The following is a 25,423-nucleotide window of genomic DNA, read 5'->3' as shown; positions in this document are numbered from 1 at the left end:
ATCCCGGATATACGTTTCGCGCGGAGTGTGAAACTATAAGGGCCATGAGTAATCCGTTTGTACGCGTGAGTGTGTTCCACGGTCAGCGGCAGCTCGACGTATCCCTTCCCATGGCGCGGCCTGCGGTGGATATCGTCGCCGACGTTGTTGATTTGCTGGATCGCTACGAAACGTCACCAGATACAGCTGGAGAGCAGGGTGCAGATACACGCTCCTCGATCACTAGCGCGGATACACATACCTGGGTGTTGTCCTTACCTAAAACCGGGGCGATTGACCCACACGCCACGTTGCAGGAGTTTGGCGTCCAAGATGGTGACAAGCTGTACCTCACCCGTCGGGAGGAAGCTGCGCACACCCCGTTTGTAGATGATGCGCTGGCTGAAGTCCGCAGCACCATTGACGCAGCACAGTGGGGCTATTCCGGTGAAGTGCGCTCGAGTGCCGTGTTTGGGGTTGCGGCTGTCGCGCTGGCGTTCAGTGCGTTTTTGGCTAGTGCGGGGCTGTGGGTCCAGGGGCTGCCGTTGTCGTTGAAAAGCTGGTTCCTGCTGGGTGTGGCCATTGCGGCTGCGGTGGTGCTTGTGGGGTTAGCCGCCTGGTCACGCCACCCGTGGATGCGACTGCTCGGATTTGCCCTCCCGCCGGTAGTTGGTGTGGCTTCTTGGGTCATGCTGTCCAGCCTGCCCGGGCCCGAGTCTGTGGGGTGGTGGGTGGCGGTGGTTGCACTGGCTACGGTTCCGGCTGTGTGGGCCGCTGGTCGAGGTAGGCCCGCCGGTGGACTTGCTGGGATCGTCGCCTGTTGTGCGCTAGCGGTGGTTGCTGCTGGGGTTGCTGGCGCCGTCATGGCTGGTGCCAATATTTATGCGGTGTGCGCTTGGGGTGCGTGGCTGCCCATCCTCGTCTTGCTCATTGCTCCGTCAGTGGGACTTCGTGCAACGGGGCTTCCTACGTTGATCCGTCAAAACGATGCCGGCGATGCTGTGGAACGTGCCGCTATCCGCCAGTTTGCCAGGCGCGCTGAAGCAGCCAGCAGGGGCGCAACCTGGGCGGCGGCTGCGATTGCGCTAGGCATTGTTGCGTGTTTAAGCGCAAGCCCGGTTTGGCAGCACGGTGTGATTGCGCTGATGCTGCTTATCGCTGTGGTGCTGCGCCAAAATGGCTACGCTGACGCGCGCATCATCAGCGTGCTGAATCTCGTTGGCATCCTGTCTGCGGCGATGATAGCTGGTGCTTTTGTCCGCTGGTGCCAGGCGGGCTGGCATCCACTTGTTCGCCCGGGTGTGTGGTGGCTGCCTTCCGCGCCAGCTGACTTGTGGGTTTGGGTGGCGGCTACAACGTCCCTCTGCGTGTGCCTGCTGGTGATGCTGGCACTGCAGCTTCCTTCACGCGATGAGGTGCAGCAGGCCCGCAGCGCGCGCATAGTCTCGCTGATCGACGTCGTTGTCTCCCTCACCCTCATCCCGTTGATTCTGGCGTGCCAGGGCCTCTACCAGTACTACTGGGCAACGACGTAGGGTTTGCTCCCGTTGGCCTAGCGGTAGAGCCTGGACAGCAGCTGGTTGTATTGAACTAAGGCGACAGGGTCTTGGGGGATGATGATCCTGTTGCGGGCGCTGTGGCCCACCCCACTCATTGGCAGCGTCAGCGTATCTTCTGCATCCGTTTCATCCGGCCGGGCACCCACCTTGGCGACGGTGACGCGACCCTGCCGCGCCGCCTCACTCAGATGGTGACCGGGCTGGTAGAGCCACGAGTGGCCCGAGTGGTACCTGTCGGTTACCAACAAAACCTGCGAGGCTAAAGCAGTGCCCGCGGCGATCAGTTCCTCACCGCAGGTAAACGGCAAATCCACGACAATGACCGGCCAGCGGTGGGAGGCACGCTGCACCGCGCTCAATAGTGTTTCGGGCGCTATCCGCCCCGGGTTGGTTACCGGCATGCCCAACAGTGCCGTGGCCCCGAAAGAGTCGGCATAGCGTTCAATGACAGTGCGTTTCAGGTCTCGCGCGGGCAGCTGCGCCAAACCAAGGATGTTGCCTCCCACGCCGGATCCCAGGGCCGCACGCAATGGCTGGTTGTACCCGTCCGCATCCACTGCCAGTACCGGGGGACGCACTACTGCTGCAAGCACCGTTGCTACAACCGCGGTGGTGGCTGTGGTCAGCAGCTGCTCACTGAGGGCGGCAACCGCGATCACCATCGGACGGTCAGTGTCTCGCGGTGCTGTGCGCTGCGAACGAGCCACACCCGCGGATGCAATCAGGTTGCGGCGTATGTTGCCGGGAGCTAAAGGTGACACTGGTCTTAGCGCTGCTTTCAAGGGATATGAGGTTAGACAAACCCGCCGCTGAGACTACCATGAGTTTCTTGTAGCCTGTGTTAAAGATTGTAAGGCTGAACGAAGGAGGACCCGTGGATCATCGCCACGGCAGCGAGCCGCCGATTCCGTCTTGGCTCCAGTTTGACCAAGACCCACACCGCCAGCAGGAGGCGCCACACAGCGCACCCACACCGGATCACCAGCAGCAAGTACCACGCAATGAGCCTGCAGAAGCTGCACAACCCCCGCAGGCTCCACAGGCTCCTCAGGCTGGGCAGCCACCACAGTCTCCACAGTCTCCACAGCCTGGCCGGCACCGTCCTCCAGAGGAGCGTCCAGAGCCTTGGCAGCACCAGCCGCGCGAGATTTCCACGGGTGAAGCCCCCGAGCCAATGGCTCCGCCGCCAGGCTTTCATGGTCGGTCTGATTTTGACCACCAGGCGCACTCTCCCCGACCCCCGCAGCCCATGGCGGCGCCAGAGCATCAGCCAGGTCCACCGAGAGATAGTGCGCAGTTCGCCTTTACTCAGGCTCATGGTCAGCCTTTTACCCAGGCTCATGGTCAGCCTCCTACCCAGCCTGCCGCCCAGCCCAGCCCGGAGTTCCAGCTGACACCTCCCAGCGCTTTGGATCAGAGCAACTTGGTCAACCCGGTCAAAGCGCCGCCGCAGCGCGGCTGGCGCCGCCTTGTACACCGTCTCAGCGGTGCCCGGATTAACCCCGGCAGCTCAAAGCGTGACCTTGAGCAGCAGCGTCTCCTTGAGGCAGTTCGCACGCCGCTGCGGGGCGATTACCGCATTGCGGTAATGAGCTTGAAAGGCGGGGTGGGTAAGACCACGACCACCGTGGCGCTTGGAGGCGTGTTTGCCAGCGAACGCGGCGACCGCGTGATTGCTATAGATGCCAACCCGGATCTAGGCACACTGGCGCAGCGTGTGGCTGCGCAAGGTGCTACAACTATTCGGGATTTGCTCAACGCTGAAGAAACGGTGCGCTACCCGCAGGTACGCGCCTACACCAACCAGGCTGAGTCCCGCCTGGAGGTGATTGGGTCGGAGCGTGACCCTGCGGTCTCGGAGGCGTTCAGTGAGCAGGATTATCGCCGTGCCATTGAGATTTTGCAGCACCATTACAACGTGATCTTGACGGACTGCGGTACTGGCTTGATGCACTCCGCGATGAGCGGCGTGCTGGATCTGGCGAACATGCTTGTCCTGGTCACCTCCCCAGCGCTCGATGGTGCCCAGTCCGCCTCCGCAACGTTGGATTGGCTGAATATGCACGGCTACGACTATCTGGCCGCTAACGCGGTAGTGGTGATTTCTTCCTCGGCCCCGGGTAAGCCAAGTGTGGATGTTGATCAGCTCATTGAGCATTTCCGGGCCCGAACCAGGGCCGTGCACGTCATCCCTTATGACAAGCATTTGGCGGAAGGTGCCACGGTAGATCTTGATCGGCTGGCAAAACCCACGCTGCAGGCGTACCGTGAGCTCGCCGCTACCGTGGCTGAAGATTTTGGCTCCCCGAACCATCGTGACCACCACTAGGGCCATTTCTAGGACCGCTTTTAGGTCGGTCGTGCTGACGCTGGCTGTGGTTATAGGCGCTGCCAGCGTCACTGGATGTACCCCACGTCTGGTGCCGCCGGTGCCCGAGCAACACGCCGAGGTAGAGACAGTCTCCGAGTGGTCGCATCGCCGGGCTGAGCCCTACGGAATCCCCGAACGCCAACTCCGCGCGTACGCTTATGCGGCGTGGCGGGTCGAATCTGATGGGGGTTGCGCGGTGGGCTGGCCAACCATTGCCGCGATAGCGCAGATCGCTTCTGATCACGGCCGCGCGGACGGTTCAACAGTTGGAGAAGACGGCGTAACCACAGTGCCGCTGCGTGGCCTGCACGTGTTGGATCTTCCGCCCGTTATTGTGCCCGACACTGATGCTGGCGCCACTGATGGTGACCCGATAAATGACGTGGCGGTCGGCCCGATGCAGATCATGCCCTCACGCTGGGAGCAATTTTCCGAAGCCGCGGAGCCTGGTACACGCCCCAACCCGGATAATGTGGATGACGCTGCGTTGACTGCCGCCCGCATCATCTGCGCCGCCGGCAACCCGACAACACCCGAAGGGTGGGACGAGGGCGTGAAACGTTTCTTCTACAGTCCGGAACACATCAAAGCCGTGCATGCGGTAGCAAGCGAGTTATCCCGATGACGCCCCCGTTGAAACCTGCCCGCGCACTCCTTGTGTGCCTGTTTAGCATGACGTTGGCTGCCTGCGGGGCGCCTGGGTCGGCGAAAGATACAGTCCTTGTGCAGCACGTTCCGCCCTTAGGTGAGCTTCCGCCCCTGCCAACAAGCTACTTTCCCCCACCTCCGCCAGATCCGGCTGCCGCACCCGCACCAGCGCCAGCCCCGGCTCCCCCGCCACCTGTGCCAACACCATCGGCTCCGGCGCCGGTGACTGTCACCCAGGTGGAGGTAGCTCCCCCACCGCCGCCACCGCCTGCGCCTGCCAACCCCGTTGATGACGCCATTGCCCGCTTCATCGATGACCTGCCCAGGTTGTAACAACAAAGGAACGCTTACGGCCATGTCCCACCCCGAACCCCCGCAACAACAGCAGCCACAACAGCAACCCAGTGACACCCGCGCCACTGGGCTGCCGCCGCGTAGCGACGCCCGCCTGGCCATCCAAGCAGAAAAACTCCGCATCAACGCCATGAGCCAAGCCATCAGATTCGGAAGCGCCAAACCCGCCATCCCACCGCGAGGACTCGGAATCCTCGTCGCCTCCACCCTCATCGGGCTGCTTGCCCTCGGCGCAACCGTGGGACTATCCGCAGTACTGCAGTGGTTTAGCAACCGTTAGCACGCAAATCTAGCCCGCACCCAGTGTAAAAAGCGTGTGTAAGAAACGCGAAACCCCCTCCGGTCGCGGTTGCGACGGGAGGGGGTGACGCAGACAAGCAGGAAGTGCTTACTTGAGGGTGACCTTTGCGCCAGCCTCTTCCAGCTTTGCCTTTGCAGCCTCTGCGTCGTCCTTGTTGGCGCCTTCGAGGATTGCCTTCGGAGCACCCTCGACCATTTCCTTGGCGTCCTTCAGGCCCAGGCCCGGAACCAGCTCGCGGACAACCTTGATCACGCCGATCTTCTTGTCGCCAGCGTCCTCGAGAACAACGTCAAACTCGTCCTTCTCCTCAGCAGCAGCTGCGTCGCCGCCAGCAGCACCCGGAGCAGCCGCAACTGCAACCGGAGCAGCAGCGGTCACGTCGAAGACCTCCTCGAATTCCTTCAGGAACTCGGAGAGCTCGATGAGGGTCATTTCCTTGAACTGCTCAATGAGCTCGTCCTTGGTGAGCTTAGCCATGATGGCATCCTTTCTTTGGCCGCATTACGGCCGATATATGGGGTGTGTAGTTTTTGTGGGAACCTGCCGCTTAGGCAGCTTCCTGCTTGTCCTGCAACGCGGCAACGAGTCGTGCCGTCTTGGATGCCGGAGCCTGGAACAGGCCGGCAGCCTTCGCCAGAGAGCCCTGGAACGCGCCAGCGAGCTTGGCAAGGGTGGTCTCGCGGTTATCCATCTCAGCAACAGCGTCAACCTGAGCTGCGTCGAGAGCACTACCGTCCATGTAGCCGCCCTTGACAATGAACTTGTCATTGTCCTTGGCAAACTTCTTCATGGTCTTCGCGGCGTCCACGGATGCATCGCCCTTGATGAAAGCGATAGCGGTCGGGCCGACCAGAAGATCATCGAGACCCTCAATACCCTGCTCAGCAGCAGCGATCTTGATGAGGGTGTTCTTGGCGACGTGCAGTTCAACATCAAATCCGAGCTCACCACGCAGCTGCTGCAGCTGACCCACGGTCAGACCGCGGTACTCGGTGAGGAACAGGGCATCCGAGTCAGCGAACTTCGTCTTCAGTTCAGCCAGCTCGGCAACGTTCTTCGGGTTTGCCATGACACACGCCTCCTTCCAATACTTCTTCATGTTGTATCCGCCCGGAGCAACAAAAATTGCCCCGTGCAGAAGCACGAGGCGCACCTTTGAAAGGAAAGCCACGTTTCTCCTGCGTGGGCCGATCCCTTGCGAGGATCCTTCGACTCCCTTTGATATTCGCCGGGAGTAGCCGACGGTCTTCGGTGAAACTTGAGCTCAGCCTGCCTTTGGCAAGCCGTTCAAACTTCAGGTGGGTATCTTAGCGGCCGTGCGCGCGGGAACCAAATCCGCGCTTCCAGGTGAGCCGCCCTAGTTATTAAGCCCTAAATAATTAGGCGAACTGGCGCTGGATCCAGTTGACAATGAGCTCGTTGAACTCCTCAGCCTTCTCCACCTGGGACCAGTGGCCGCACTGCGCGAACAGATGCGCGTCTGCGGACGGAATAGTGTTGACCAGGTCCCAGGTGCGCTGCGGGGTGATCACGATGTCCTGCATGCCGTGGACCAGCAGGACCGGGATCTCCACCTTTGCCAAAACGTCAAAGTCCAGCGGCAGCTCGGTGCGGTCACGGTCACGGGCCTGGACGACCTGCTGGAGACGATCCGACGCCGTGTCGTTCAGCGCGGACTGGTAGCGCAGGGAAACCAGCTCGTCGGTGATCAGGGACTTGTTAACCACAAACTGTTCAAGGGTGTTGCGGATGCCAGCCTCGGACAGCTCCGGGTTGGAGTGCCCCTTCAGCGCGCCGGTCAGCTTCGCGCCGCCGGTGCCCATGGAGATGATGCCCTTGACTCGCTCCGGGTGGTCAATAATCATCTGGAAACCAACCCAGCCACCAAGCGAGTTGCCCACGATCCAGGTCTTCTCAATGCCCAGTGCGTCCAGGACGCGCAGTGCGTGCTCAACCCAGGCACGGATGCCGTACTCGGTGCCCTCGGCTACAACAGTCTGGCCGTAACCAATCGAGTCAATGGCAATGCAGCGTGCATGCTTGGCAATCTCCGGAAGGTTCAGCCACCAGTTCGCGGCAGCGGTCACGCCGGTGCCGGAGCCGTGGAGGAAGAGGATTGCCTCGCCCTCGCCCAGGTCGTGGTAATGGGTGAGCTCGCCTGGCGCGGTTTCGATCCACTTGTCTTCGAGACCGAAGAACTTGTCTGTCTTGTACTCAGGAATCTGGATGTTGGTCATGCCGCCACGGTATCGAATTTCCTTCTGGCGCCGCGCGAGCGTTCCACTCCTCGGTACATAAGGTGAACGCAGGAAAGGGGTTGACGGCACACGTTACACTTCTTCCATGGTGTCTAACGCGGTATCTAAAGCGGTGAGTTCAAACAGCGCTAACGCGGACCAGCGTGGGTCTATTGACAAAGCGTTCGCGTTGATTAGGGCTTTTCAGCCTGAAGACGTGTCGGGGGTGGGCGTATCCGAGTTGGCCAGGCGTGCGTCATTGTCCAAGTCCACCGCGCACCGCCTGTTGAACAAACTTGTGGAAAATGAGGCCGTATTTAAGGCCGATGACATGTACCGCCTAAACCCCGGGTTTGGCTGCCCACAGCCCGTGGAGTCCCAGACTGAGCAGGGCGAGCGGGTTTCTGAAATTCTCACCCCGTTCTTGGCCGCCTTGTTTGAGCAGACGCGGCGCACGGTACACCTGGGCTATATCGAGGGCACGAACGTGCGCTACGCCAACAAGCTGTTTTCCGTCCGCGGCGTCACTGCGCCATCGCGTATCGGCGGGCTCATCCCCGCGTACGTTACCGGGGTTGGCAAGGCGATCATGGCGCATGACCAGGCGTTAACTGAGCGTGTGATCCGGAAAGGTCTTGTGCCCTGGACTGAGCACACCATCACTGATCCAAAGCAGCTTGCCGCCACGTTGGAGCGTGTCCGCGAGGAAGGGGTGGCGTACGACAGGCAGGAAATTGCCAAAGGTCTGTGCTGTGTCGCCGCGCCGATTTATGGTGCTTCGGGCCCACCTGTGGCGGCCATGTCAGTGTCGTTTGCGGCGTCTGAGTTTAACCCGGATACCGTAATCCCCATTTTGAAAAAGATTTGTGCCGCAGGTACCCGCGCATACCGGCGCGAGACCTGCTAGCAACAACTAGAACAGCGCCAAGCGAAACCGTTAGCGCTGGCTGGCCAGGTGGACGGCGACATCAATGATCATGTCTTCCTGCCCACCCACGTAGCCGCGGCGGCCAACCTCTTCCAGGATCTCTGCTGCCGGAACGCCGTAGCGCTCCTCTGCACGACGTGCGTGCAGCAGGAAGGAGTTGTACACGCCGAACTCGCCCTGGACGATGGAGCCGCGGTCCATCATCGGCAGGTAGTTCACCATTGGCTTGAGCAGGTCCTCGGCAGCGTCACGCAGCTTGGTCTCATCCACATCACCAATGTTGACGCCGATGCGGTTGAATACGGTGGCCAGCACCTCGATCGGCGCGTTACCGGCGCCGGCGCCCAGGCCGTAGAGCGTGCCGTCAATCTGCTTAGCGCCGTTGACTACGGCCAGCAGGGAGTTGGCAACGCCGAAGCCGAGGTTCTGGTGGCCGTGGAAGCCAACCTGTGCGTCGCCACCAATCTCCTCGACCAGGGCGCGCACGCGGTCTGCGGCCTGGTTCATGATCAGGTGGCCGGCGGAGTCAACCACGAACACGCACTGACATCCTGCGTCAACCATGATGCGGGCCTGTTTAGCCAGCTCGGACGGGGTGGCTCGGTGCGACAGCATCAAGAAGCCGCCGGTTTCCATGCCAAGGTCACGAGCCGCAGCGAAGTGCTGGGGAGAAATGTCAGCCTCGGTGCAGTGCGTGGCAATGCGGACCACGGATGCGCCAGCAGCCTTTGCATCCTTCAGGTCCTCAACCGTCCCCAGGCCCGGAAGCAGCAGCGCTGCGATCTTGGCCTGCTTTGCTTCCTCGGCAGCAACCTCGATCAGCTCCAGGTCACGCGTGTGGGAGAAGCCGTAGTTGAAGGAGGAACCGCCAAGGCCGTCGCCGTGGGTGACCTCGATCATTTCCACGCCAGCGTCATCCAACGCGCGGGTTAAGGTGCGCACCTGCTCCTTGGTGTACTGGTGGCGTACCGCGTGAGAGCCATCGCGCAGCGTGGTGTCGTTGAGGCGAATCTTGTGGGACGGGATTCCCTCGATTACTTCATTTGCAGACATGTGTGGAAGGCTCCTTAGTTTTGCGCAGCAACAAGCTCAGCGTATTTGTCCGCGGTGGCAACAGCCGCCGAGGTAATGATGTCCAGGTTTCCGGCGTACTCCGGCAAGAAGTCGCCCGCGCCCTGCACCTCAATGAGGACGGTGACGCGGCCCAGGCCACGCCAGTCCTCACGGGCTTCTTCAAACTGCGGGTCTGCAGTCAGGCGGTAGCCAGGGACGTACTTGCTTACCTGTTCAACCATCGTGGTAATGGATTCGCGTACCTTATCCTGCAGCTCGCCCGGGGCCGCTGCCTCTGGCGGCAGGGAGCAGTACACGGTGTTGCGCATCATCATCGGCGGCTCAACCGGGTTGAGGATGATGATGGCTTTGGAGTCCTTCGCACCGCCAACTTCCTTCAGTGCGGCGGAGGTGGTCTCCACAAACTCATCAATGTTGGCCCTAGTGCCAGGACCTGCGGAGCGCGAGGCGATGGACGCCACGATCTCCGCGTACGCAACCTCAACCACGCGCGACACTGCAGCCACGATCGGGGTGGTTGCCTGACCGCCGCAGGTGATCATGTTGACGTTGTCCACTGCAGAGAGCTGGTCCAGGTTCACAGCCGGGCACAGGTACGGGCCGACGGCTGCCGGGGTCAGGTCGATTGCGCGGATGCCGGCCTCGCGGTAGCGCGGGGCGTTGGTAGCGTGGGCGCCAGCAGAGGTTGCCTCAAACACCAGGTCCGGAAGGGGATCCTGCTTGAGCAGCCAGTCCACGCCCTCGTGCGATGCCTCGATGCCGTTTTCCCGTGCGCGGGCCAGGCCCTCGGACTCTGGGTCCACGCCAATCATGTAGCGCAGCTCGATGTTTTCGGAGCTGTTGAGCAGCTTCATCATCAGGTCCGAGCCGATGTTGCCGGAGCCGACGATGGCCGCGGTCATTTTCTTATTCATATAACTGTCTTTCGAGTGAGAGTGAGCTAGCCGAAATTAAACAAAGCGCAGGGTAATCGAACCGTGCTGCCCGTAGTCCACAACAAGCTTTTGTCCTGCGGCGATAGCTGCTGCAGCGCAGAAGCTGCCGGAGATAACAATGTCGCCAGCGTTGAGTGCGGTGCCTTGCTCGTGCAGGATGTTGGCCAGCCACGGCAGCGGTGCCACCGGGTCGCCCATCACGGCGGAGCCTTCGCCTTCGCCTGCAAATTCGCCGTCAAGCTCCATGCGGGCAGGCACCTTCGGCAGGTCCTCCAGCGCCACGTCAAGCGGGGTCGGATCCCACACAACAGCGCCAAAGGAGGCGTTGTCGGCCACGGTGTCCACCAGCTTGATGTCCCAGTCACGCACGCGGGAGTCGATGATCTCCACAGCCAGGTGCACGGACTCGATGGCGGCTTTCGCCTCCTCCATCGTCGCACCGGCGGGCAGGTCGCGGGCCAGCTTGAATGCCAGCTCCGGCTCCACCTTAGGGGCGATGAAGCGGCTGACATCAATGTCGGCACCAATTTCATACAGGTCAGCGTCGGTGAAAAAGCCGAAGTCCGGGCTGTCCACGCCAAGCTGTTGCTGCATAGCTAGCGAGGTCAGGCCGACTTTGCGTCCGACGACGGTACGCCCAGCGTCGACAAGCTGCTGCTCCTGCAACTGCTGGATGCGGTAGGCGCCGGCCAGATCAAGCCCCGGGATGGTTTCGCGCGGCGGCACAATCGGGTTCTTGCTGCTGTACGCAGCCAAAAGGTCGTTTGCTACTTGCTGTTCCATGAGCCTCTCGCTTTACGACGCCACGATCAAGCCAAAGCCCGCAACAAACTCAGGAATCGGCGCGTAGAACGTGAACTCACCATTGACACCACCGTTAGCGGCAACGAGAGCCGAGAACGCAGCAACCCACGTGCGGACCTCGTGCGAGGAGTGGCCAGCCTCTTCGTCCATCTGGTCGGCGTTGTAAGCGTCGAAACGAGTCGGCTCGCCGGACAGGCAGTCATCCATGAACTGCTTGTCCCATTCCGGATTGATGTCAATGATGCCTGCGTTTGCAGCGCCTTCCTTACCAGCGGCGATCACGCGAGCCTCACGTGCGTCACGGTCTGCCTGGTCCGGGTGGCCGTGCAGCATGAAGTCCTTCTGTGCATCCGTAGCGGTAGCCCACTGCGGCAGCGGCGGGTCATGCGACAGACCACCGGAGGCGATCATGAGGATCTTCTTGTCCTGGGCCTTCGCCCACTCACCCACTGCTTCACCCATGAGGCGGATGCGCTGCATGGAGGTGAACGGGCGGGCAACGCCGTTGACAAAGATCGGGATGACCGGCTTCGCGGTCAGCTCGCCGAAGAGGATCTCCACCGGCTGCGCGCCGCCGTGGTCCAGGACCATCTCGCGGGAGATTGCCATGTCAATGTCTTTGTCAATGACAAACTGTGCCAGCTCAGCGGCCAGGTCCTCCGGCACGTCGAACGGGCCAGCCGTGGTCTTGTAGTCACCCATTGACTCAGCGGCAAGGCCAACGCAGTACGGGGGCATGAGCTTGTAGAAGAAACCGTTGAAGTGGTCCGGAGTGAACACCAGAACAACGTCCGGGTCGAACTCAGCAGCCGCTTCCCGCGCCTTGGCAAAGGCTTCCTGGAGGGCCTCATCAACTTCGGGCTTGGGGTCATTGATGCCCAGCAGCGGACTGTGGGACAGAGCGATGAGCTTGACACTCATGGGAACCTCCCTAATTAGGTAGCGATGACAACTCTGACGATAGGAGGCAACCGCAAACCCGGGTACAGGCGTTCCAAGGACTGGAACACGGGTGTTCGCAATCCGCACCCCGGGTAGCCTTAAAGGTGTGTGAAGCAGACAAATATCTGTCTGAACTGTGAATTGCGTCGCCATAACACGCAGTTCACGGTGGCATTCACTGCGAATCCAGATAGGACAGTCCGCAGAAGGAGAATCAGCAATGACTGCGCCCCCGAATTCCGGCCTCTACCGTCCGGAGGAAATGAAGAAGTACCTGGACGTCTCTGGGATGGTTGATCCCGACGGCGGTTTGGTTGATCGCCGAGTGTTCACGGACAAACAGGTCTACGAGCAGGAGATGGGCCGTATTTTCGCCCGCTCCTGGCTGTTCATCGCGCATGAGTCCCAGTTCCAGAAGCCTGGTGATTTCTTCCAGACGTACATGGGCGAGGACCCTGTTATTGCGACCATGAACAAGCAGCGGGAAATCCGCGTTCTGCTCAACAGCTGCCGCCACCGCGGCGCCCGCGTCTGCCGCGCAGACCAGGGCCGCACCAAGATGTTCACCTGTACCTACCACGGCTGGGCGTATGACCTGGACGGCAAGCTGGTGAACCTCCCTGGCAGGGAGCAGTACGACGAGAACTTCTCCACCGACGATTGGCCGCTGGTCACCGTCCCGCGCGTGGAGTCCTACCGTGGCCTGATCTTTGCCAACTGGGACAAGGATGCAGAACCGCTGGAAGACTTGCTGGGTGACATGAAGTGGTACATGGATGCTTTCCTGGACCGCGACCCGGAGGGTACTTACGTTGTCGGCGGCGTGACCAAGTGGGTGCTGGACGGCAACTGGAAGCTGGCTGCTGAGCAGTTTGCTACCGACTGGTACCACGTGAACATGTCTCACGCGTCCGCTCTGATGGTGATGTCGCCTTCCGGCAAGGGCCCGAAGAAGGAGATCGCTGAGCGCAAGGGCGTGCAGTACCACGATGACCGCGGCAACGGCGCTGGTTTCCCGGTTCACCCGAAGAACCGCTTCGATGCGCAGCCGGTACACGAGTACTACGACTATGACTTCCTGCGTGAGCGCCTCTCCCCTGAGCAGGTGATGGGTCCGATGACCAACGGTCACGCAACGGTGTTCCCGAACTTCTCCTACCTACCGGTCAACGGCTCCATCCGCGTTTGGCACCCGAAGGGTACCGACAAGATGGAAGTGTGGGCTTGGACCGTGCTGGATCGCTCCATGCCGGAAGACGTTGCCCGTGCGCAGCGCCTGTACAACCTCCGCACCTTCGGCCCGTCCGGCATCTTCGAGCAGGACGACGGTGAGAACTGGTCCGAGTGCCAGTCCATCGCCCACGGCTTCATGGTTGGCAACACTCCGCTGAACTACCAGATGGGTATGGCAACGGTTGGTGAGCGCGAGGGCTTCCCTGGCACCACCTCTGAGCTGTACTCGGATGCTGCTGGCCGTGCGTTGTACCGCCGCTGGCGCGAGCTGATGTCCACCCCGGCCTGGCACGAAAACACCGAAGAAACCAAGGCCTAACCCCACCACCTCTTCCCCGAAAGGAACGCATCATGACTGAACCCGTAAAGGTTGCCAACCTAGACGATCTGGAGCAGGAGGAAGGTTTCCTGGTTACTGAGGAAATGTCCGGCTTTTCCAAACCCATCGCACTGTTCCGCACTGATGATGACGAGGTGTACGCCCTCGATGACATTTGCACCCACGAAGTGGCGCACCTGTCTGACGGTTGGGTTGACGGCACCATGGTTGAATGCCCGGTCCACTCCAGCTCGTTTTGCATGAAGACCGGCAAGGTGCAGTGCATGCCGGCCACCGAGGACACCCACACGCACAAGGTCGAGCTTCGTGGCGACGAGGTGTGGCTCTACCCCGGCGTTCCCGCTGAGGGGGCCGAGCAGTGACGTCCACGACGATTGTCGGCGGCGGCATCGCCGGCTTCACCGTAGCCAATGAGCTGCGCAAATCCGGCTATGACGGCGAAATCACCATCATTGACCCCAACGGTGTGCCCTATGACAGGCCACCGCTGTCCAAGGAGTTCCTCGTAGGGACGAAGAGCGCAGAGGACCTGCAGTTCCGTCCAGCCAGCTGGTTGAAGGAGAACAAGATCGGTCTGCTGCAGCGCAACGTGGAGCGCATTGAGGCTGACGCGCAGAAGCTGGTGCTCGACGGCGGTGAGGAGTTCCCCTACGACAACCTGGTCATTGCTACCGGCGGGCTTGCTCGCCGTGGCCGCGGTCCGGGCTTTGACAATGAGAACATCTCGATCCTGCGCACCACCGAGGACGCTGAGGCGCTGCGCGCGAAGATCACGCCGGGCACCACGCTGGGCATCATCGGTGCTGGTCTGGTTGGTGCTGAGGTGGCGTCCTCGGCACGTGAGCTTGGCGCGAACGTCGTACTGATTGACCCGGCCCCGGTTTCCTTGATCCCCGCTGTGGGCGAGGAGCTGGCAACGCGCCTGCACGAGATGCACGAGGCGAACGGTGTTGCATTCATCAACGCTATGACCTCCAGCATTGAAGAAGCGGACGGCAAGTTCACCATCGGTCTTGACGGCGATCTTGATGGTGACGAATCCGTCACGGTTGACGCGGTGCTGCTTTGCATCGGCATCATCCCGGAGACGCTGCTGGCTGAATCCGCTGGCCTTGAGGTGGATAACGGCGTGTTGGTGGATGAACAGCAGCGCACCGCCGATCCTCACATCTGGGCTGTGGGTGACTGCGCGCGCACCCGGCTTGAAGACGGCATGTTGCTACGCCGCCACGAGCACTGGGATTCCGCTATCCAGGAAGCTCAGGCCGCTGCGGCATCCATTGCTGGCAAGGATGCGCCGACGCACTCCGCATCGTGGTTCTGGTCTGACCGCTATGGCTGCCACGTTGAGGGCACCGGGGATATGACCTTGCCTGGGGAGACGATCATCCGTGAGGACGCTGAGGGCCGCCCGTCTGTTGCGCTTCGCGTCAACGAGGACGGTGACCTGGTCGGCGCCGCTGCGATTGATGATTCGATGGCGGTACGTGCTGCTCGCCGCATCATTGACCGCGGCATCAAGGTTGACCGCGAAAAGCTTGCTGATACGTCCATCCCGCTGAAGAAACTCGCACGCTAGGAAAAGACGCTAGGAAAGAAAGGAACGGCATCATGACTGACTTTTTGCGTCGGGAAGATGTGACGCTTGGAGAGCGCGTCGATCAGACGACCTATTTCGAGCTCCTCAACATGTACTACGACGAAGCCACCCTTCTGGATGAAGGCCGCTACGTTGACTGGCTCGAGCGCTTCGAGCCTGACCTCTACTACTGGGCGCCGACCCGCACCAACCGTCTGCGTCGTGAGCAGGCACTGTCTATCTCTGATCCGGATGGGCCTGCGTTTTACGACGAGACCTACGAGTCGCTGGCATGGCGCATCCGTCGCTTTGACTCCGGCATGGCGTGGGCTGAAGACCCGCCGTCGCGTACCCGCCACCTGATCACCAACCTGGTAGCTCAGCACGCCGCCGTTGGTGAGGACAATGCGGAAGCCATTGAGGTACGCACCAACTTCTACGTGTGGCGCACCAGGCTTGAGCGTGAGCAGGACCAGTTCGTGGGCACCCGCACGGACCTGCTGCGCCCGGTCACTGATGGCGACGGCACTGGCCCGAAGTGGAGGGTGTTCGACCGCAGGATCCTGCTGGACATCAACGTCTTGGCGTCCAAGAACATCTCCACGTTCTTCTAGGGAGTGTCACCGATGGTTGAAGGTCAACACGTACTAATCACCGGTGGCGGATCCGGCCTGGGTGCTGCCCTGGCCAAACGTTTTGTTGAGGAGGGTGCGAAGGTTTCCATCCTTGACATTTCGCTTGAGCGTTGCGAGGCAGTGGCGGCAGAGCTGGGTACAGACAAGGTGCTTCCGCTTAAGGCGGATGTCACCAGCCCCAGCTCCCTGCACGCTGCAGTAGACGCGGCGGTGGCGCACCACGGCCCGCTGGATACGGCCATTGCCAATGCTGGCATTTGGGATTGGAACCGTTCCATCACCCGCCTGGGTGGTGAAGAGATGAGCAAGATCTTCGACGAAGTCATGGGCATTAACCTCAAGGGATATTTGCTCACTGCTGAGGCGACGTGGCGCCATCTCTTGGAGACGAGGGGTTCGCTCATCTTTACCCTCTCCAATGCCTCAAGCTATGCAGCGGGCGGCGGACCTGTCTACACCGCATCAAAGTTCGGTGCGCAGGGTCTCATGCTGGAGCTGGCCTATGAGTTGGCACCAAAGATCCGCGTCAACGGCGTGGGTGTTGGTGGTATGCGGACAAACCTTTCCGGCCCTGCGTCTGCGGGCCTGGATGACCGCAAGTTTTCTGACGTCATGGATAAGCGGCCCGAGGGTGGCAACCCGTACTTGCCGCTGCATGACATCTCTACAGACCCCCATGCCTTTACCGGCCCGTATGTGCTGCTTGCGTCCAAGAAGGACGGGGCGAACATCACCGGTGAAGTCATCAAGATTGATGGCGGAATTGCTGCTCGCGGCTTCGCCAATACTGCCGGAGGCGACGACCTATGATGATCCTCGGTGTCGAACATGACCCAACCAGCCTTGACGTAAACCCGTGCACCCAGGTGCAGCGCACCGCACAGTGGCAGCCGGAAAAGCTCGCCCTTGTGTATGAGGGCGAGGAGCAGGACTACGCCCATTTCCGCGACACGGCTGTGAAGTGGGCTGCGCACCTGCGTGAGGCTGGTGTCCAGCAGGGCGACCGCGTTGCCTACCTCGGTGCGAACTCCAGCTCGTTCATCTACGGCCTGATGGCGTCGTGGTGGATCGGTGCTGTGTTCATGCCGCTGAACTTCCGCCTGTCTTCTGGTGAGATCTCCCAGCTGCTGGCCATGGGTACCCCGCACTCCATCATTGTGGAGGGCACCTTCCTTGATGAGGCCAAGCGTGTGTACGGCATTGAACGCCACCACGTTTTGGCAGTGGACACGGACCCCGCCGCACCGCCAGAGAGCGACATCCCGCTCTACTGGTCCAAGACGTCCCACCTGGAAGACATTGAGACCGCGGCGGTAGAAAAACCAATGCCGCGCACCATGTCTGAGCTGGCACTGCTGCTGTTCACCTCTGGTACCACTGGCCTGCCGAAGGGGGCACAGATTACCTTTGGCAACCTGTGGTGGAACCAAATCAACGTGGACACCGTGGTGGACTCCCGCGTGGGTGACACCACCTTGGCTTCTGCCCCGCTGTTCCACGTTGGTGCGCTGAACTCCTTTGCGGTTCGTGCTCTTGCCCGCGGCAACACCGTGGTCGTGCACCGTGCGTTTGACCCGAAGCGCATCTTTGATGAGGTGGAGAAGTACAAGATCGGCTCCGCGTTCCTGGTGCCGGCACAGCTTGAGGGTATGGCGCAACACCCTGCGTTTGATGGCGTTGACCTGACGTCGCTACGCGCCATCATTTGTGCTGGTGCCCCTGTGCCGCCGCGACTGATTCGCACCTACTGGGAGGCGAAGAGCGTTGTGGTGCAGCAGGCTTGGGGCCTGACGGAGACTTCCCCGTTTGCTACCTACCTGCCGCCGGCACGCACCCTGGAGAAGATCGGCTCCTGTGGTATCCCCATGCCGCACACGGAAATCAAGCTTGTAGATACGGAAACCGGCCAGGGCATCAAGCAGGTCGGCGTTCCGGGTGAGCTGTGGGTGAAGGGCCCGAACGTTGCGGTTGGTTACTGGAATAACCCGGATGCCACTCAGAAGGCGTACTCCGCTGGCTGGTTCCACTCGGGTGACATTGGCTACCGCGATGAGGACGGCTACTACTACATCGTGGACCGCCTGAAGGACCTGATCATTTCCGGTGGTGAGAACGTCTACCCTGCCGAGGTTGAGCGCATCCTGGCTGAGCACGACGATGTCATTTCCAACGCTGTTGTTGGTGTCCCGGATCCGAAATGGGGTGAGGCTGTCGTCGCGGTTTTGCAAACCAAGGACGGCAAGGAGATCTCCCTGGAAGAGATCCGCGAGCACTGCGCCAAGTACCTTGCCCGCTACAAGCTGCCGGGCAAGGTGGTGTGTGTGGATGAGATTCCGCGTAACCCTGCCGGCAAGATCAACAAGATCCAGCTGCGTCAGGACGTTCGCGTCATGCTTGGCGAGGACGCCGATTCCGTACACAGCTCCCTAGTTGAGTCCCAGAATAAGGAGGAGTGATGTTAACCCATCGCAGCATTGCGGATTCCCCGCTGAAGCACACCTACCCTTATGGACGCACCGACGTCGTCCTCGACCTCGGCACCTCCGCCGAGATCCGCGATGCGGTTGCCACCATTTTCAAGGAGCAGCCTGACTGCCGACGCATCGTTGTCCCCGTCCCCATGGACAACATCGAAGGCGTCAAAGAGGCAGAAGCCGCTGGCCTGCACTACGTGGTGGATGTCACCCAGCGCGACGGCCAGGATTTCTCCCTCATGGTTGCGGAGCCGGATTGGGTTGCCAGCCAAAGCACCGAGATTGATGGATTGGAGCTGAAGTAAATGAGCGAGCGCAACGAGTTTCAGCAGCGCTGGGATCACTTCTACCGTGAGGACGGTGGCGTCCAGGACGTCATGCAGACCCTGCGCCTCTACCCCATCTCTGGTGACAAGGAGCACGTCAAGATCGGCATGCCGCTGCACCAGGCGATCATGCAGCCTGGCGGCATGTTCTCCGCCCCGGCACTGTTCGGCTTGGCTGATCTGACGGGTACCTGGCACGCCATGCAGCTCGCACCGGAAGGTGTTGTACCGCTGGCCGTGTCCGTTGCCGGCAACGTGGTGTCCAACAAGAACGAAGGCGACGCGATTGCAACCTCCAGCGTTGTCCGCGTCGGCCGGACCATGATTGTCAACGAGATTGAGATCCACTCCTCTCTTGACAACGCCATCCTGGCCAAGTTCACCTTCACCTACTTCGTGCCTAAGCCGAGGTAGCACTGGCTAGCTACTTTTGCTGCCGTTGCAGCTAAACCCCGAGTACAACACCCCGAGTACGTAGCGTTTTTATGGCGTACTCGGGGTGTTGTGCTCGGGGTTTGCAGCGCGATCGGGGTTTAGCGAAACAGCTCCCGGCTCCGACCGGCGCAAGAGATTCCAGGCCGCGATGAACAGCACGCCGCCACCAATGAGCGCCATTACGCCAATACCAATGGCAAGGCCAGCCCAGAACCCACCTCCAGCAGGGGCAGTCCCGGCGGCAACGTACTCGGCCTGCGGGTCCGCCCCCGTCTGAGTCGGATGCATGCCGCTAGACCAGGTGTCTTCGTTGGCAGTGGAAGCGCTTGCCGCAGACGTGCTTGTTGCGGCCTGGGTCGTCGGTGCTGCGGAGCGGGTCGCGGAAGTCGGGTGCGCCGAGGAAGTCGGCCGCGCCGCTGAACTCTGCCGCGCTGCTGCAGTCGGTTGTGCAGCAGCGGTCGGGCGCGAAGCAGCAGCGGTTGGGCGCGAAGCAGCAGCGGAAGACGTCAGTTTCGCACTCGGCTTCGCAACTGGCGTCGTGGTCGGTTGTTTGGCGCGTGAGGTGGGGGTGATTGAGTCGCCGATCTTCTTAATCTCTTTGCCTATGTCACGAATACCGCCAGCCAGCGCCTGCTGCACCGTCAGGTTCCCGCCGCTAGCCCCGCCTGCAGCACCGTTAGGGTCGGCGTGGGCGTTGGCAATGGCGTGGTCACCAACCGCAAAACTAGCCACGAGCTCCTTTTCAAACGCTTCACCAGCGCGTGTGGTGCCGGAGTACACAAACGTCGCCGTGTACATGCCGGGTTCCGTAAATCCGAAGCCCTGATGGTCGTGCGCGTTGACTGGGTACTGGATGGTCTTCGAGGAATCAGCAGAATCCAGCTCAATGCGTAAACCACGTAGGTCTTCATGCCAGGTCATAATGCGGCCTGGGCCGGTGACGTTGCGCATGCTGACGGTGACACGGCTGCCGTCTGCAATCGCATCTGCTGCTAGGCCTGTGGTGGAAAAACCCAGCCAAGGCAGGCTTCGATCCTGCGCCTGCGGCAGAATCCACATCGCTTCCGGGCTGCCCGGGAAGCTGCCGCGCACGTTTTCCGGCAGGTCAGTGCGCGCCTTGTCCGGCACGGCGAAAATGAAGCTACCGGAGGGACGGTGCGCGGGGTGGAGGGGGTCCGAGTCGTCCACAAGCATGGTGCTGATCTGCTCACCATCGCTCACCAGAGCCATATCCATGTGCCCCGCCGTGATAACCACGCGCTGCGTCGGGGCTTGTTTGCTTGACGACGGCACCGGCGCCGAAGACGAAGGCGAGGGCGAAGGTGCCGAAGGCGAGGGCGAAGGTGCCGAAGGCGAAGGCGAGGGCTGTGCCGTGGTAGTCGTAGGGCTGGTCTCCGGCGTGCTGGTCTCAGGCGTTGAAGACTTTGGTGCGCGCAGGCCGGTGGTGGTGCCGTCGGGAAGGCCGACAGTTGCGTCGTCACCAACGAGCCAGTACTGGATGACGGGTTCGGAGCGTTCGGTTTTGCCATCCTTCAGCTCGGCCCTGCCCTGCCACGTCAGTGCGTACACGCCCGGCTTAGAGAAGGTCCACGTGAAGTGGCCGTGCCCGCCAACCTCGTAGGTGATGGTACGCATGTCCGGATCCGAGGAGTCAAATAACCGCTCCGGCTCGTAGACGCGGCTGGTGAACATGACGTTGATGTCGCCAGGGCCGTCCATCTCAAGTAGGTCGAAGTGCATGACGTCGCCCTTGAAGTTTGTCGGAATGGACGCGGAATCCAGCTCATGCGCCGGATCGAAAGCGCCAAGGCCCGACCAGATTGGGCGCCAGTTGTCGGTCCAATCCACGCTTTGGGGCGCGGCCCACAATTCGCTGCCGCGGGGGCCGAGGAAGTCCAAGGTGCCGTCGTCAGGAATGGTGAGTTTAGACAGGTCGTTGCCGTCTGTATCCGCATCCGGCGCCAGGCGGAAACAGACCGCGTCCTGGGTAGTGACCTGCTGGCCGTCCACCGCCATCACCGCTAGCTTGCCGCCGGAGCGGGTGCCGTAGAGGGCGTCGTTGTGGGAGTGGTAGAGCAGCTTGCGGTCCGCGCACGGGTGGTCCACCTCCGCATCCAGGGTCACGCTGTGCCCCGGCGCGCCTGGCTTGTGCCCAGTACTTGATGCAGTAGTGGGTTCCGCCTGCACGTAGGGGGCGGCCGCAAGCGCAAGTGCGGCAACGACTACTGCTGCACCACGTTTCAGGATCATGGGTGCACCGCCTTTGCTAATACGCCTCGTCGTGGAGCAAACAGCCAGCTGAGTGCGAACAGGACGGTGACGGAGAGGACGATAGTTGCACCGGTTGGTGAGTCATACGCCCACGCCAGCCATACACCCAGCAAGCTGCCAGTAGCGCCGATTGCCGCGGCGATGATCATCATGGTCTCCAGTCGGTCAGTAAACATGCGTGCGGCGGCGGCCGGGGTGATCAACAGCGCTACGACGAGGATGTTGCCCACGGTCTGCACGGCAAGCACCACGGCGAAGGTAACGGCCAAGTACAGCGCCAGGTCCAGTGCTGCGACGGGCAAACTCATGGCGCGGGCGGTTTCACGGTCCAAGGCGACTGCGCTAAACCACGGGCGCAGCACGATCACCACGCCAACGATCAGCGCGCCGACGACTGCGTTGATGAGCAAATCACGGGTACTCACACCGGTCAGAGAGCCGAAGAGGAAGGAGCTGACGGAGCCGGTATAGCCCTCCACACGGGAAATGATCACCAAACCCACGGCAAAGGCGGCGGTAAACACAATGCCGATGACGGAGTCCTCTTTAATCGTGCGGCGTTGGGACATCACGGCGATCAGTACCGCCACTAATGTGCCGGCTACCGCCCCACCGAGCAGCACCGAGGTCTGCAGGGCGAACGCGACGGCGATGCCGGGGAAGACAGCGTGGGCGACGGCGTCTCCAATAAACGCCATGCCGCGCAGCACGACAAAGCACCCAACAACCGCACACAACAGCGCGGCAATCACCGCGGCCAACAGTGCGCGCGGCAAAAATGCCAGCTGTGGGTTGGCCATGTCTGCAAGAAACTGCAGGAACGAAATCTCGGGCATAAGGTTAGGCAAAGTTGGCCTCCAAATGCGTGCGCACCCCGCGTAGCCACGGTGAGTCTTCGGTGACAGAGAAGGTGTCCATCCACGGCGTGGCGCTATCAAGCTGATCTACCTTGCTATCTGCAACCACGCCCCCTTTAAACAAGATGAGGCGATCACAAGCGTCGACGGCTTCTGCGATGTTATGGGTGGACATGACCACGCCCAGGCCCTTGTCCACAAGCTTGCGAAACAGCCCCAAAAGATGCTCGGTGGTGGGGATGTCGAGGCCGGTAAAAGGCTCGTCAAGAAGCAGCATGCGCGGGCGGCGCACCAGGGCGCGCGCGATGAGCACGCGTTGGCGCTGGCCGCCGGACAAGTCGCTGATCGGGCGATCAGCCAGGTCAGCAAGGTTCACCATGCGCAGTGCGCGCTGTGTCCAGGTGTGCTCGCGCTCGCCGGCGCGGCGGTACCACGGTCGCTGCCCCAGGGTGGCGTTGAGGGTGGCGGCGTAGACGTCGATAGGAAAATCCCAGGCAACGTTGTGTCGCTGCGGCACGTAGCCAACCACGTTGCGGATCGGGCGTGAGCCGGTAACTTCGATCGTGCCGGCGCTCACCGGCACAAGCCCCAACATGGCCCGCATCAGCGTGGTTTTACCCGCACCATTCGGCCCGAGCAAGCCTGTAAACTCGCCGCCGCGCAACGTCAGATCCACACCCTGAAACACCTCGCGGCCCGGATACGACACGCTCAGGTCACGCACTGTGATGGCGTGTGGCCTCACTTCTTACGCCCCCTTACCAGCACAAAGGCAATTGCGGCCAAAACCAGCACGCCGATACCCACACCGGCGATGAGTCCGGTGCTTGTGCTTGTTTGGGCCCCATCGCCACCTGCTGCATCCTTAAACACTGTGTCAAACTCTGCGTCAAACGCCTGGCTCGCATCCGTCGATACGGCAAAGCGCAACACCTGCTCATCCGTGTGTACGGTGCCCTCAGTGTCCTCAACGTTCACGCGCACGTTGACCAGCTGCACGCCGGCCTCAGTGAACACCCAGTTGGCGTGGGTGTGCGTGTTCGGCTCCACCCACATGGACTGCGTACCTGACGTGCTTGAGTTCCACAGCTGCTGTGGCTCGTGGAAACCACCCGGCTGCACAAACAGGGAAAAACTACCCGGGCCACTGTGCCCGCCGTACTCCAGGCTCATGCCGCTCGTGGAGCGCTCCAGCAAGGACGGCGCCTGCGAGTTCCACCCCAACCACGGCACGCCTGCAACCTCCGTCTGAGGCACGACCCACACGTCACTGCCGGGCTTGGCGCCAGTGAAATCAAAATCGTTGGTTTCCGGCAGAGTTTGCTTGGCGGCGTCGCTAACCTCAAAGACAACGTCCTCCAAATGGCGCCACACTGCTGGAGTGTGGGTGTCATCACGCACGAGGAACTGCAGCTGGCCATCTACAAACATTGGGCCCAGGTCGGCGTGGCCCGCGCTAATCACCGTTCGCTCACCCAGCGGGGCAATCGCCTCGTTTGCTTCCACTACCTGCTGCAATGCCGGGTTGTTGTCCTGCACCTGGGCTGTAGACAACGGCGCCAACGCTATTGCCGGTGCCGTTGCAATCAGTGCTGCGGTAACGAGTGCTGAAATCTTCTTCATTGTTGTCATTGTTGTTGTTGCCCTTTCAAACAGTTGCTAATTGATTCTCCGTTGGCCAATACAAACTCCACATACGTTTGCGCAGGCCCGTGGTCCGGCGGGTCAAGGGAATCGCCCCAGATCGGGCACACGCGTATCCCGTGCATCGCCGCCGTCTGATTCAGTACGGGCGTGTCCTGCTCACTGCCGTACTCCACAAACACGGCAGGCACATCAAGGTTTTCCAAGGTGCGAGTCAGCGCCAGCAGGTCACGCGGGCTCGGCTCCACACTCGGGTTCGGCGTGACAAAGCCCGCGATGCGCAGCCCGTAGGCACGGCCCAAATAGGCGTAGCCGTGATGAGTGGTAACCAGGTTGCGGTTCGTTTCCGGAATCTGCTCATACATGGCGCGCACCGTCTGGTCCGCCTCATCCAGCTCTTCCTGGTAGCGCTTCGCGTTGGCGGCAAACATGCTTGCGTGCTTGGGGTCGATGGCAGAAAGCTCATCGCGCACCACGTCTACAACGGCCTTCATCGCCGCTGGATCGTGCCAGATGTGCGGGTCCAACTCACCGTGCACGTGGCGTCCTAGCACCGCCTGCGGAAGCAGGTACGTCTCATCATCGGGGTTGCCCAGGAAGCGAAACTCGCGCTGCGGCGGAATCGGCTGCAGCGTTGTCGTAGGCACAACCACCACGGCGTCAGCGGGATTTACCTCGCCGTGCTCATCAGCGTGCAGCGTCAGGTGGGTGCCTGCCTCGTCCATACGCGTGGCAATGTCCACGTGTCCGTGCTCAATTGCCAACTTGCCGGGTGTGACCTGCGCCGGGTCCTGCCCCACCACCACCGTGATGGTCTCCTCGGCGGCGCTTGACTCAGGCAGGTTCACCGCGTCCTTGACAGACGCCCGCAGCCGCAGCTCATACACCCCCGGCGCCGAGAACGCCCAGCTCACGTGCGTGTGCGCCCCAACGGGCAGCATGGTGGAACCGCCGTCGGAGTCAAAGAGCAACTCCGGAGTGCCAAACGTACCAAGGATGAAGGCGAAGGCTTTGCCGGGGCCGGTGGCGCCGATGAGCGAAAGTTCCGACACAGCCGTAGCCGGAAGGTCCGCCTCAAACCGCAAGCCCAGCCACACCGTGTCCAGGCTGGCGTCCTCCACCAGCGGAATCGGCGCATAGCCGTAGCGCTGGGTCTGTTCCGCCAGCGCCACCACGTGCGCGTCGGGCCGCGCCGTCGACGCAATCGTGCGGGTCAGCGCCTGCGGCTCCAGCAGCAGCCCGTTAGTAAACACCGCATCGGCGTACGCGATGTCGCGCGTGGCGTGCAGCGTCGGCTCATAGCTGTGCGGATCCGCGCCGCGTCGGATCAGCGGCGTCACTTCCGCAGCATCACCCGCCACATTCTGCACAACGTCCGCCAGGATGCTTGTCGACGCCACCACGCCCAACCTCCCACCATCTCCCCCACCGGTGGCCGACTCGGCTGGGGCACACGCACAGAGCAACATACTCGCGCCGATGCATACAGCCGTAGCT

The 25,423-nt window shown here is 61.5% G+C and carries 27 protein-coding genes; 13 read left to right on the top strand and 14 right to left on the bottom strand.

Annotated elements, in window-relative coordinates; genetic code table 11:
* Positions 1–44: 44 nt before the first annotated feature.
* Positions 45–1,514, top strand: coding sequence for an EsaB/YukD family protein (locus tag HMPREF3101_RS10500; RefSeq protein WP_070465367.1), 1,470 nt, complete (start codon positions 45–47; stop codon positions 1,512–1,514).
* Positions 1,515–1,531: 17 nt separating this feature from the next.
* Here the strand turns inward: HMPREF3101_RS10500 and HMPREF3101_RS10495 are convergent, their stop codons facing one another.
* Positions 1,532–2,299 carry a hypothetical protein gene (locus HMPREF3101_RS10495; RefSeq protein ID WP_083280220.1) on the bottom strand — a complete coding sequence of 256 codons (768 nt, stop codon included), beginning with the start codon at positions 2,297–2,299 and terminating at the stop codon, positions 1,532–1,534.
* 113 nt (positions 2,300–2,412) lie between these two features.
* On the opposite strand from HMPREF3101_RS10495, the gene HMPREF3101_RS10485 reads away from it, so the two are divergent.
* Positions 2,413–3,867, top strand: a complete 1,455-nt coding sequence (locus tag HMPREF3101_RS10485; RefSeq protein ID WP_246816737.1) for a MinD/ParA family ATP-binding protein — start codon at positions 2,413–2,415, stop codon at positions 3,865–3,867.
* 100 nt (positions 3,868–3,967) lie between these two features.
* Positions 3,968–4,534, top strand: coding sequence for a lysozyme family protein (locus HMPREF3101_RS10480; protein WP_246816736.1), 567 nt, complete (start codon positions 3,968–3,970; stop codon positions 4,532–4,534).
* A gap of 145 nt (positions 4,535–4,679) precedes the next feature.
* On the opposite strand, the gene HMPREF3101_RS12205 is transcribed toward HMPREF3101_RS10480, so the two are convergent.
* Positions 4,680–4,856 (bottom strand): hypothetical protein, encoded by a 177-nt coding sequence (locus HMPREF3101_RS12205; protein WP_168160191.1) that lies wholly within the window; start codon positions 4,854–4,856, stop codon positions 4,680–4,682.
* Positions 4,857–4,912: 56 nt separating this feature from the next.
* On the opposite strand from HMPREF3101_RS12205, the gene HMPREF3101_RS10475 reads away from it, so the two are divergent.
* Positions 4,913–5,191, top strand: a complete 279-nt coding sequence (locus tag HMPREF3101_RS10475; protein WP_070465358.1) for a hypothetical protein — start codon at positions 4,913–4,915, stop codon at positions 5,189–5,191.
* Positions 5,192–5,299: 108 nt separating this feature from the next.
* Here HMPREF3101_RS10475 and rplL read toward each other — a convergent pair whose 3' ends face one another.
* The 3 genes from rplL to HMPREF3101_RS10460 all read right to left on the bottom strand — a co-directional run bounded on the left by rplL (position 5,300) and on the right by HMPREF3101_RS10460 (position 7,449).
* Positions 5,300–5,689 carry a 50S ribosomal protein L7/L12 gene (gene rplL / locus HMPREF3101_RS10470; protein ID WP_052205421.1) on the bottom strand — a complete coding sequence of 130 codons (390 nt, stop codon included), beginning with the start codon at positions 5,687–5,689 and terminating at the stop codon, positions 5,300–5,302.
* Positions 5,690–5,759: 70 nt separating this feature from the next.
* Entirely contained in the window at positions 5,760–6,281 is a 522-nt protein-coding gene (gene rplJ, locus HMPREF3101_RS10465; protein ID WP_070465397.1) for a 50S ribosomal protein L10, read from the bottom strand.
* Between the two features lie 310 nt (positions 6,282–6,591).
* Positions 6,592–7,449, bottom strand: a complete 858-nt coding sequence (locus tag HMPREF3101_RS10460) for an alpha/beta fold hydrolase (protein WP_070465356.1) — start codon at positions 7,447–7,449, stop codon at positions 6,592–6,594.
* 106 nt (positions 7,450–7,555) lie between these two features.
* On the opposite strand from HMPREF3101_RS10460, the gene HMPREF3101_RS10455 reads away from it, so the two are divergent.
* Complete coding sequence (locus HMPREF3101_RS10455; protein ID WP_070465353.1) at positions 7,556–8,356, top strand: IclR family transcriptional regulator; 801 nt, start codon at positions 7,556–7,558, stop codon at positions 8,354–8,356.
* Positions 8,357–8,386: 30 nt separating this feature from the next.
* Here HMPREF3101_RS10455 and dmpG read toward each other — a convergent pair whose 3' ends face one another.
* The 4 genes from dmpG to HMPREF3101_RS10435 are packed head-to-tail and all read right to left on the bottom strand — an operon-like array spanning position 8,387 to position 12,111.
* Positions 8,387–9,430: a 4-hydroxy-2-oxovalerate aldolase gene (gene dmpG, locus HMPREF3101_RS10450; protein WP_070465350.1), complete on the bottom strand. Its 1,044-nt coding sequence runs from the start codon at positions 9,428–9,430 to the stop codon at positions 8,387–8,389.
* A 14-nt stretch (positions 9,431–9,444) separates the two neighbouring features.
* Positions 9,445–10,365 (bottom strand): acetaldehyde dehydrogenase (acetylating), encoded by a 921-nt coding sequence (locus HMPREF3101_RS10445; RefSeq protein WP_070465347.1) that lies wholly within the window; start codon positions 10,363–10,365, stop codon positions 9,445–9,447.
* A 36-nt stretch (positions 10,366–10,401) separates the two neighbouring features.
* A complete protein-coding gene (locus tag HMPREF3101_RS10440) occupies positions 10,402–11,169 on the bottom strand; it encodes a 2-keto-4-pentenoate hydratase (RefSeq protein WP_070465345.1) in 768 nt (255 codons plus the stop codon).
* A gap of 12 nt (positions 11,170–11,181) precedes the next feature.
* Positions 11,182–12,111: a 3-carboxyethylcatechol 2,3-dioxygenase gene (locus HMPREF3101_RS10435; protein ID WP_070465342.1), complete on the bottom strand. Its 930-nt coding sequence runs from the start codon at positions 12,109–12,111 to the stop codon at positions 11,182–11,184.
* A 241-nt stretch (positions 12,112–12,352) separates the two neighbouring features.
* Between HMPREF3101_RS10435 and HMPREF3101_RS10430 the strand changes: the two genes are divergently transcribed.
* The 8 genes from HMPREF3101_RS10430 to HMPREF3101_RS10395 are packed head-to-tail and all read left to right on the top strand — an operon-like array spanning position 12,353 to position 19,133.
* On the top strand, positions 12,353–13,684 hold the full coding sequence (locus HMPREF3101_RS10430; RefSeq protein ID WP_070465339.1) for an aromatic ring-hydroxylating dioxygenase subunit alpha: 1,332 nt from the start codon (positions 12,353–12,355) through the stop codon (positions 13,682–13,684).
* A 32-nt stretch (positions 13,685–13,716) separates the two neighbouring features.
* Entirely contained in the window at positions 13,717–14,067 is a 351-nt protein-coding gene (locus tag HMPREF3101_RS10425; RefSeq protein ID WP_070465336.1) for a non-heme iron oxygenase ferredoxin subunit, read from the top strand.
* Positions 14,064–15,284, top strand: coding sequence for an NAD(P)/FAD-dependent oxidoreductase (locus tag HMPREF3101_RS10420; protein ID WP_070465333.1), 1,221 nt, complete (start codon positions 14,064–14,066; stop codon positions 15,282–15,284). The genes HMPREF3101_RS10425 and HMPREF3101_RS10420 overlap by 4 nt, the downstream gene beginning before the upstream one ends.
* Before the next feature lie 32 nt (positions 15,285–15,316).
* On the top strand, positions 15,317–15,898 hold the full coding sequence (locus HMPREF3101_RS10415) for an aromatic-ring-hydroxylating dioxygenase subunit beta (RefSeq protein ID WP_070465330.1): 582 nt from the start codon (positions 15,317–15,319) through the stop codon (positions 15,896–15,898).
* Positions 15,899–15,910: 12 nt separating this feature from the next.
* Entirely contained in the window at positions 15,911–16,729 is an 819-nt protein-coding gene (locus tag HMPREF3101_RS10410; protein ID WP_210386197.1) for an SDR family NAD(P)-dependent oxidoreductase, read from the top strand.
* Positions 16,726–18,375 carry an acyl-CoA synthetase gene (locus tag HMPREF3101_RS10405; RefSeq protein ID WP_070465325.1) on the top strand — a complete coding sequence of 550 codons (1,650 nt, stop codon included), beginning with the start codon at positions 16,726–16,728 and terminating at the stop codon, positions 18,373–18,375. The genes HMPREF3101_RS10410 and HMPREF3101_RS10405 overlap by 4 nt, the downstream gene beginning before the upstream one ends.
* Positions 18,375–18,698: a hypothetical protein gene (locus HMPREF3101_RS10400; RefSeq protein ID WP_070465322.1), complete on the top strand. Its 324-nt coding sequence runs from the start codon at positions 18,375–18,377 to the stop codon at positions 18,696–18,698. The genes HMPREF3101_RS10405 and HMPREF3101_RS10400 overlap by 1 nt, the downstream gene beginning before the upstream one ends.
* Positions 18,699–19,133, top strand: a complete 435-nt coding sequence (locus HMPREF3101_RS10395) for a PaaI family thioesterase (RefSeq protein ID WP_070465319.1) — start codon at positions 18,699–18,701, stop codon at positions 19,131–19,133.
* 69 nt (positions 19,134–19,202) lie between these two features.
* On the opposite strand, the gene HMPREF3101_RS10390 is transcribed toward HMPREF3101_RS10395, so the two are convergent.
* From HMPREF3101_RS10390 to HMPREF3101_RS10370, 5 genes are read right to left on the bottom strand one after another with little or no spacing between them, the layout of a single operon-like run.
* A complete protein-coding gene (locus HMPREF3101_RS10390; protein ID WP_070465316.1) occupies positions 19,203–21,404 on the bottom strand; it encodes a choice-of-anchor M domain-containing protein in 2,202 nt (733 codons plus the stop codon).
* A complete protein-coding gene (locus HMPREF3101_RS10385) occupies positions 21,401–22,261 on the bottom strand; it encodes an anchored repeat-type ABC transporter permease subunit (protein WP_070465314.1) in 861 nt (286 codons plus the stop codon). Before HMPREF3101_RS10385 ends, HMPREF3101_RS10390 begins: the two co-directional genes overlap by 4 nt.
* Before the next feature lie 4 nt (positions 22,262–22,265).
* A complete protein-coding gene (locus HMPREF3101_RS10380; protein ID WP_070465311.1) occupies positions 22,266–23,027 on the bottom strand; it encodes an anchored repeat-type ABC transporter ATP-binding subunit in 762 nt (253 codons plus the stop codon).
* The gene (locus HMPREF3101_RS10375; RefSeq protein ID WP_070465308.1) at positions 23,024–23,905 is read right to left on the bottom strand and encodes a choice-of-anchor M domain-containing protein; all 882 of its coding nucleotides are present in this window, start codon (positions 23,903–23,905) and stop codon (positions 23,024–23,026) included. The genes HMPREF3101_RS10380 and HMPREF3101_RS10375 overlap by 4 nt, the downstream gene beginning before the upstream one ends.
* Positions 23,906–23,910: 5 nt before the next feature.
* On the bottom strand, positions 23,911–25,395 hold the full coding sequence (locus HMPREF3101_RS10370; RefSeq protein WP_070465305.1) for an anchored repeat ABC transporter, substrate-binding protein: 1,485 nt from the start codon (positions 25,393–25,395) through the stop codon (positions 23,911–23,913).
* Between the last annotated feature and the right edge of the window lie 28 nt (positions 25,396–25,423).

The sequence above is a fragment of the Corynebacterium sp. HMSC29G08 genome (assembly GCF_001806875.1).
GTDB lineage: Bacteria > Actinomycetota > Actinomycetes > Mycobacteriales > Mycobacteriaceae > Corynebacterium.
This window is presented reverse-complemented; position numbering and strand designations above follow the sequence as displayed.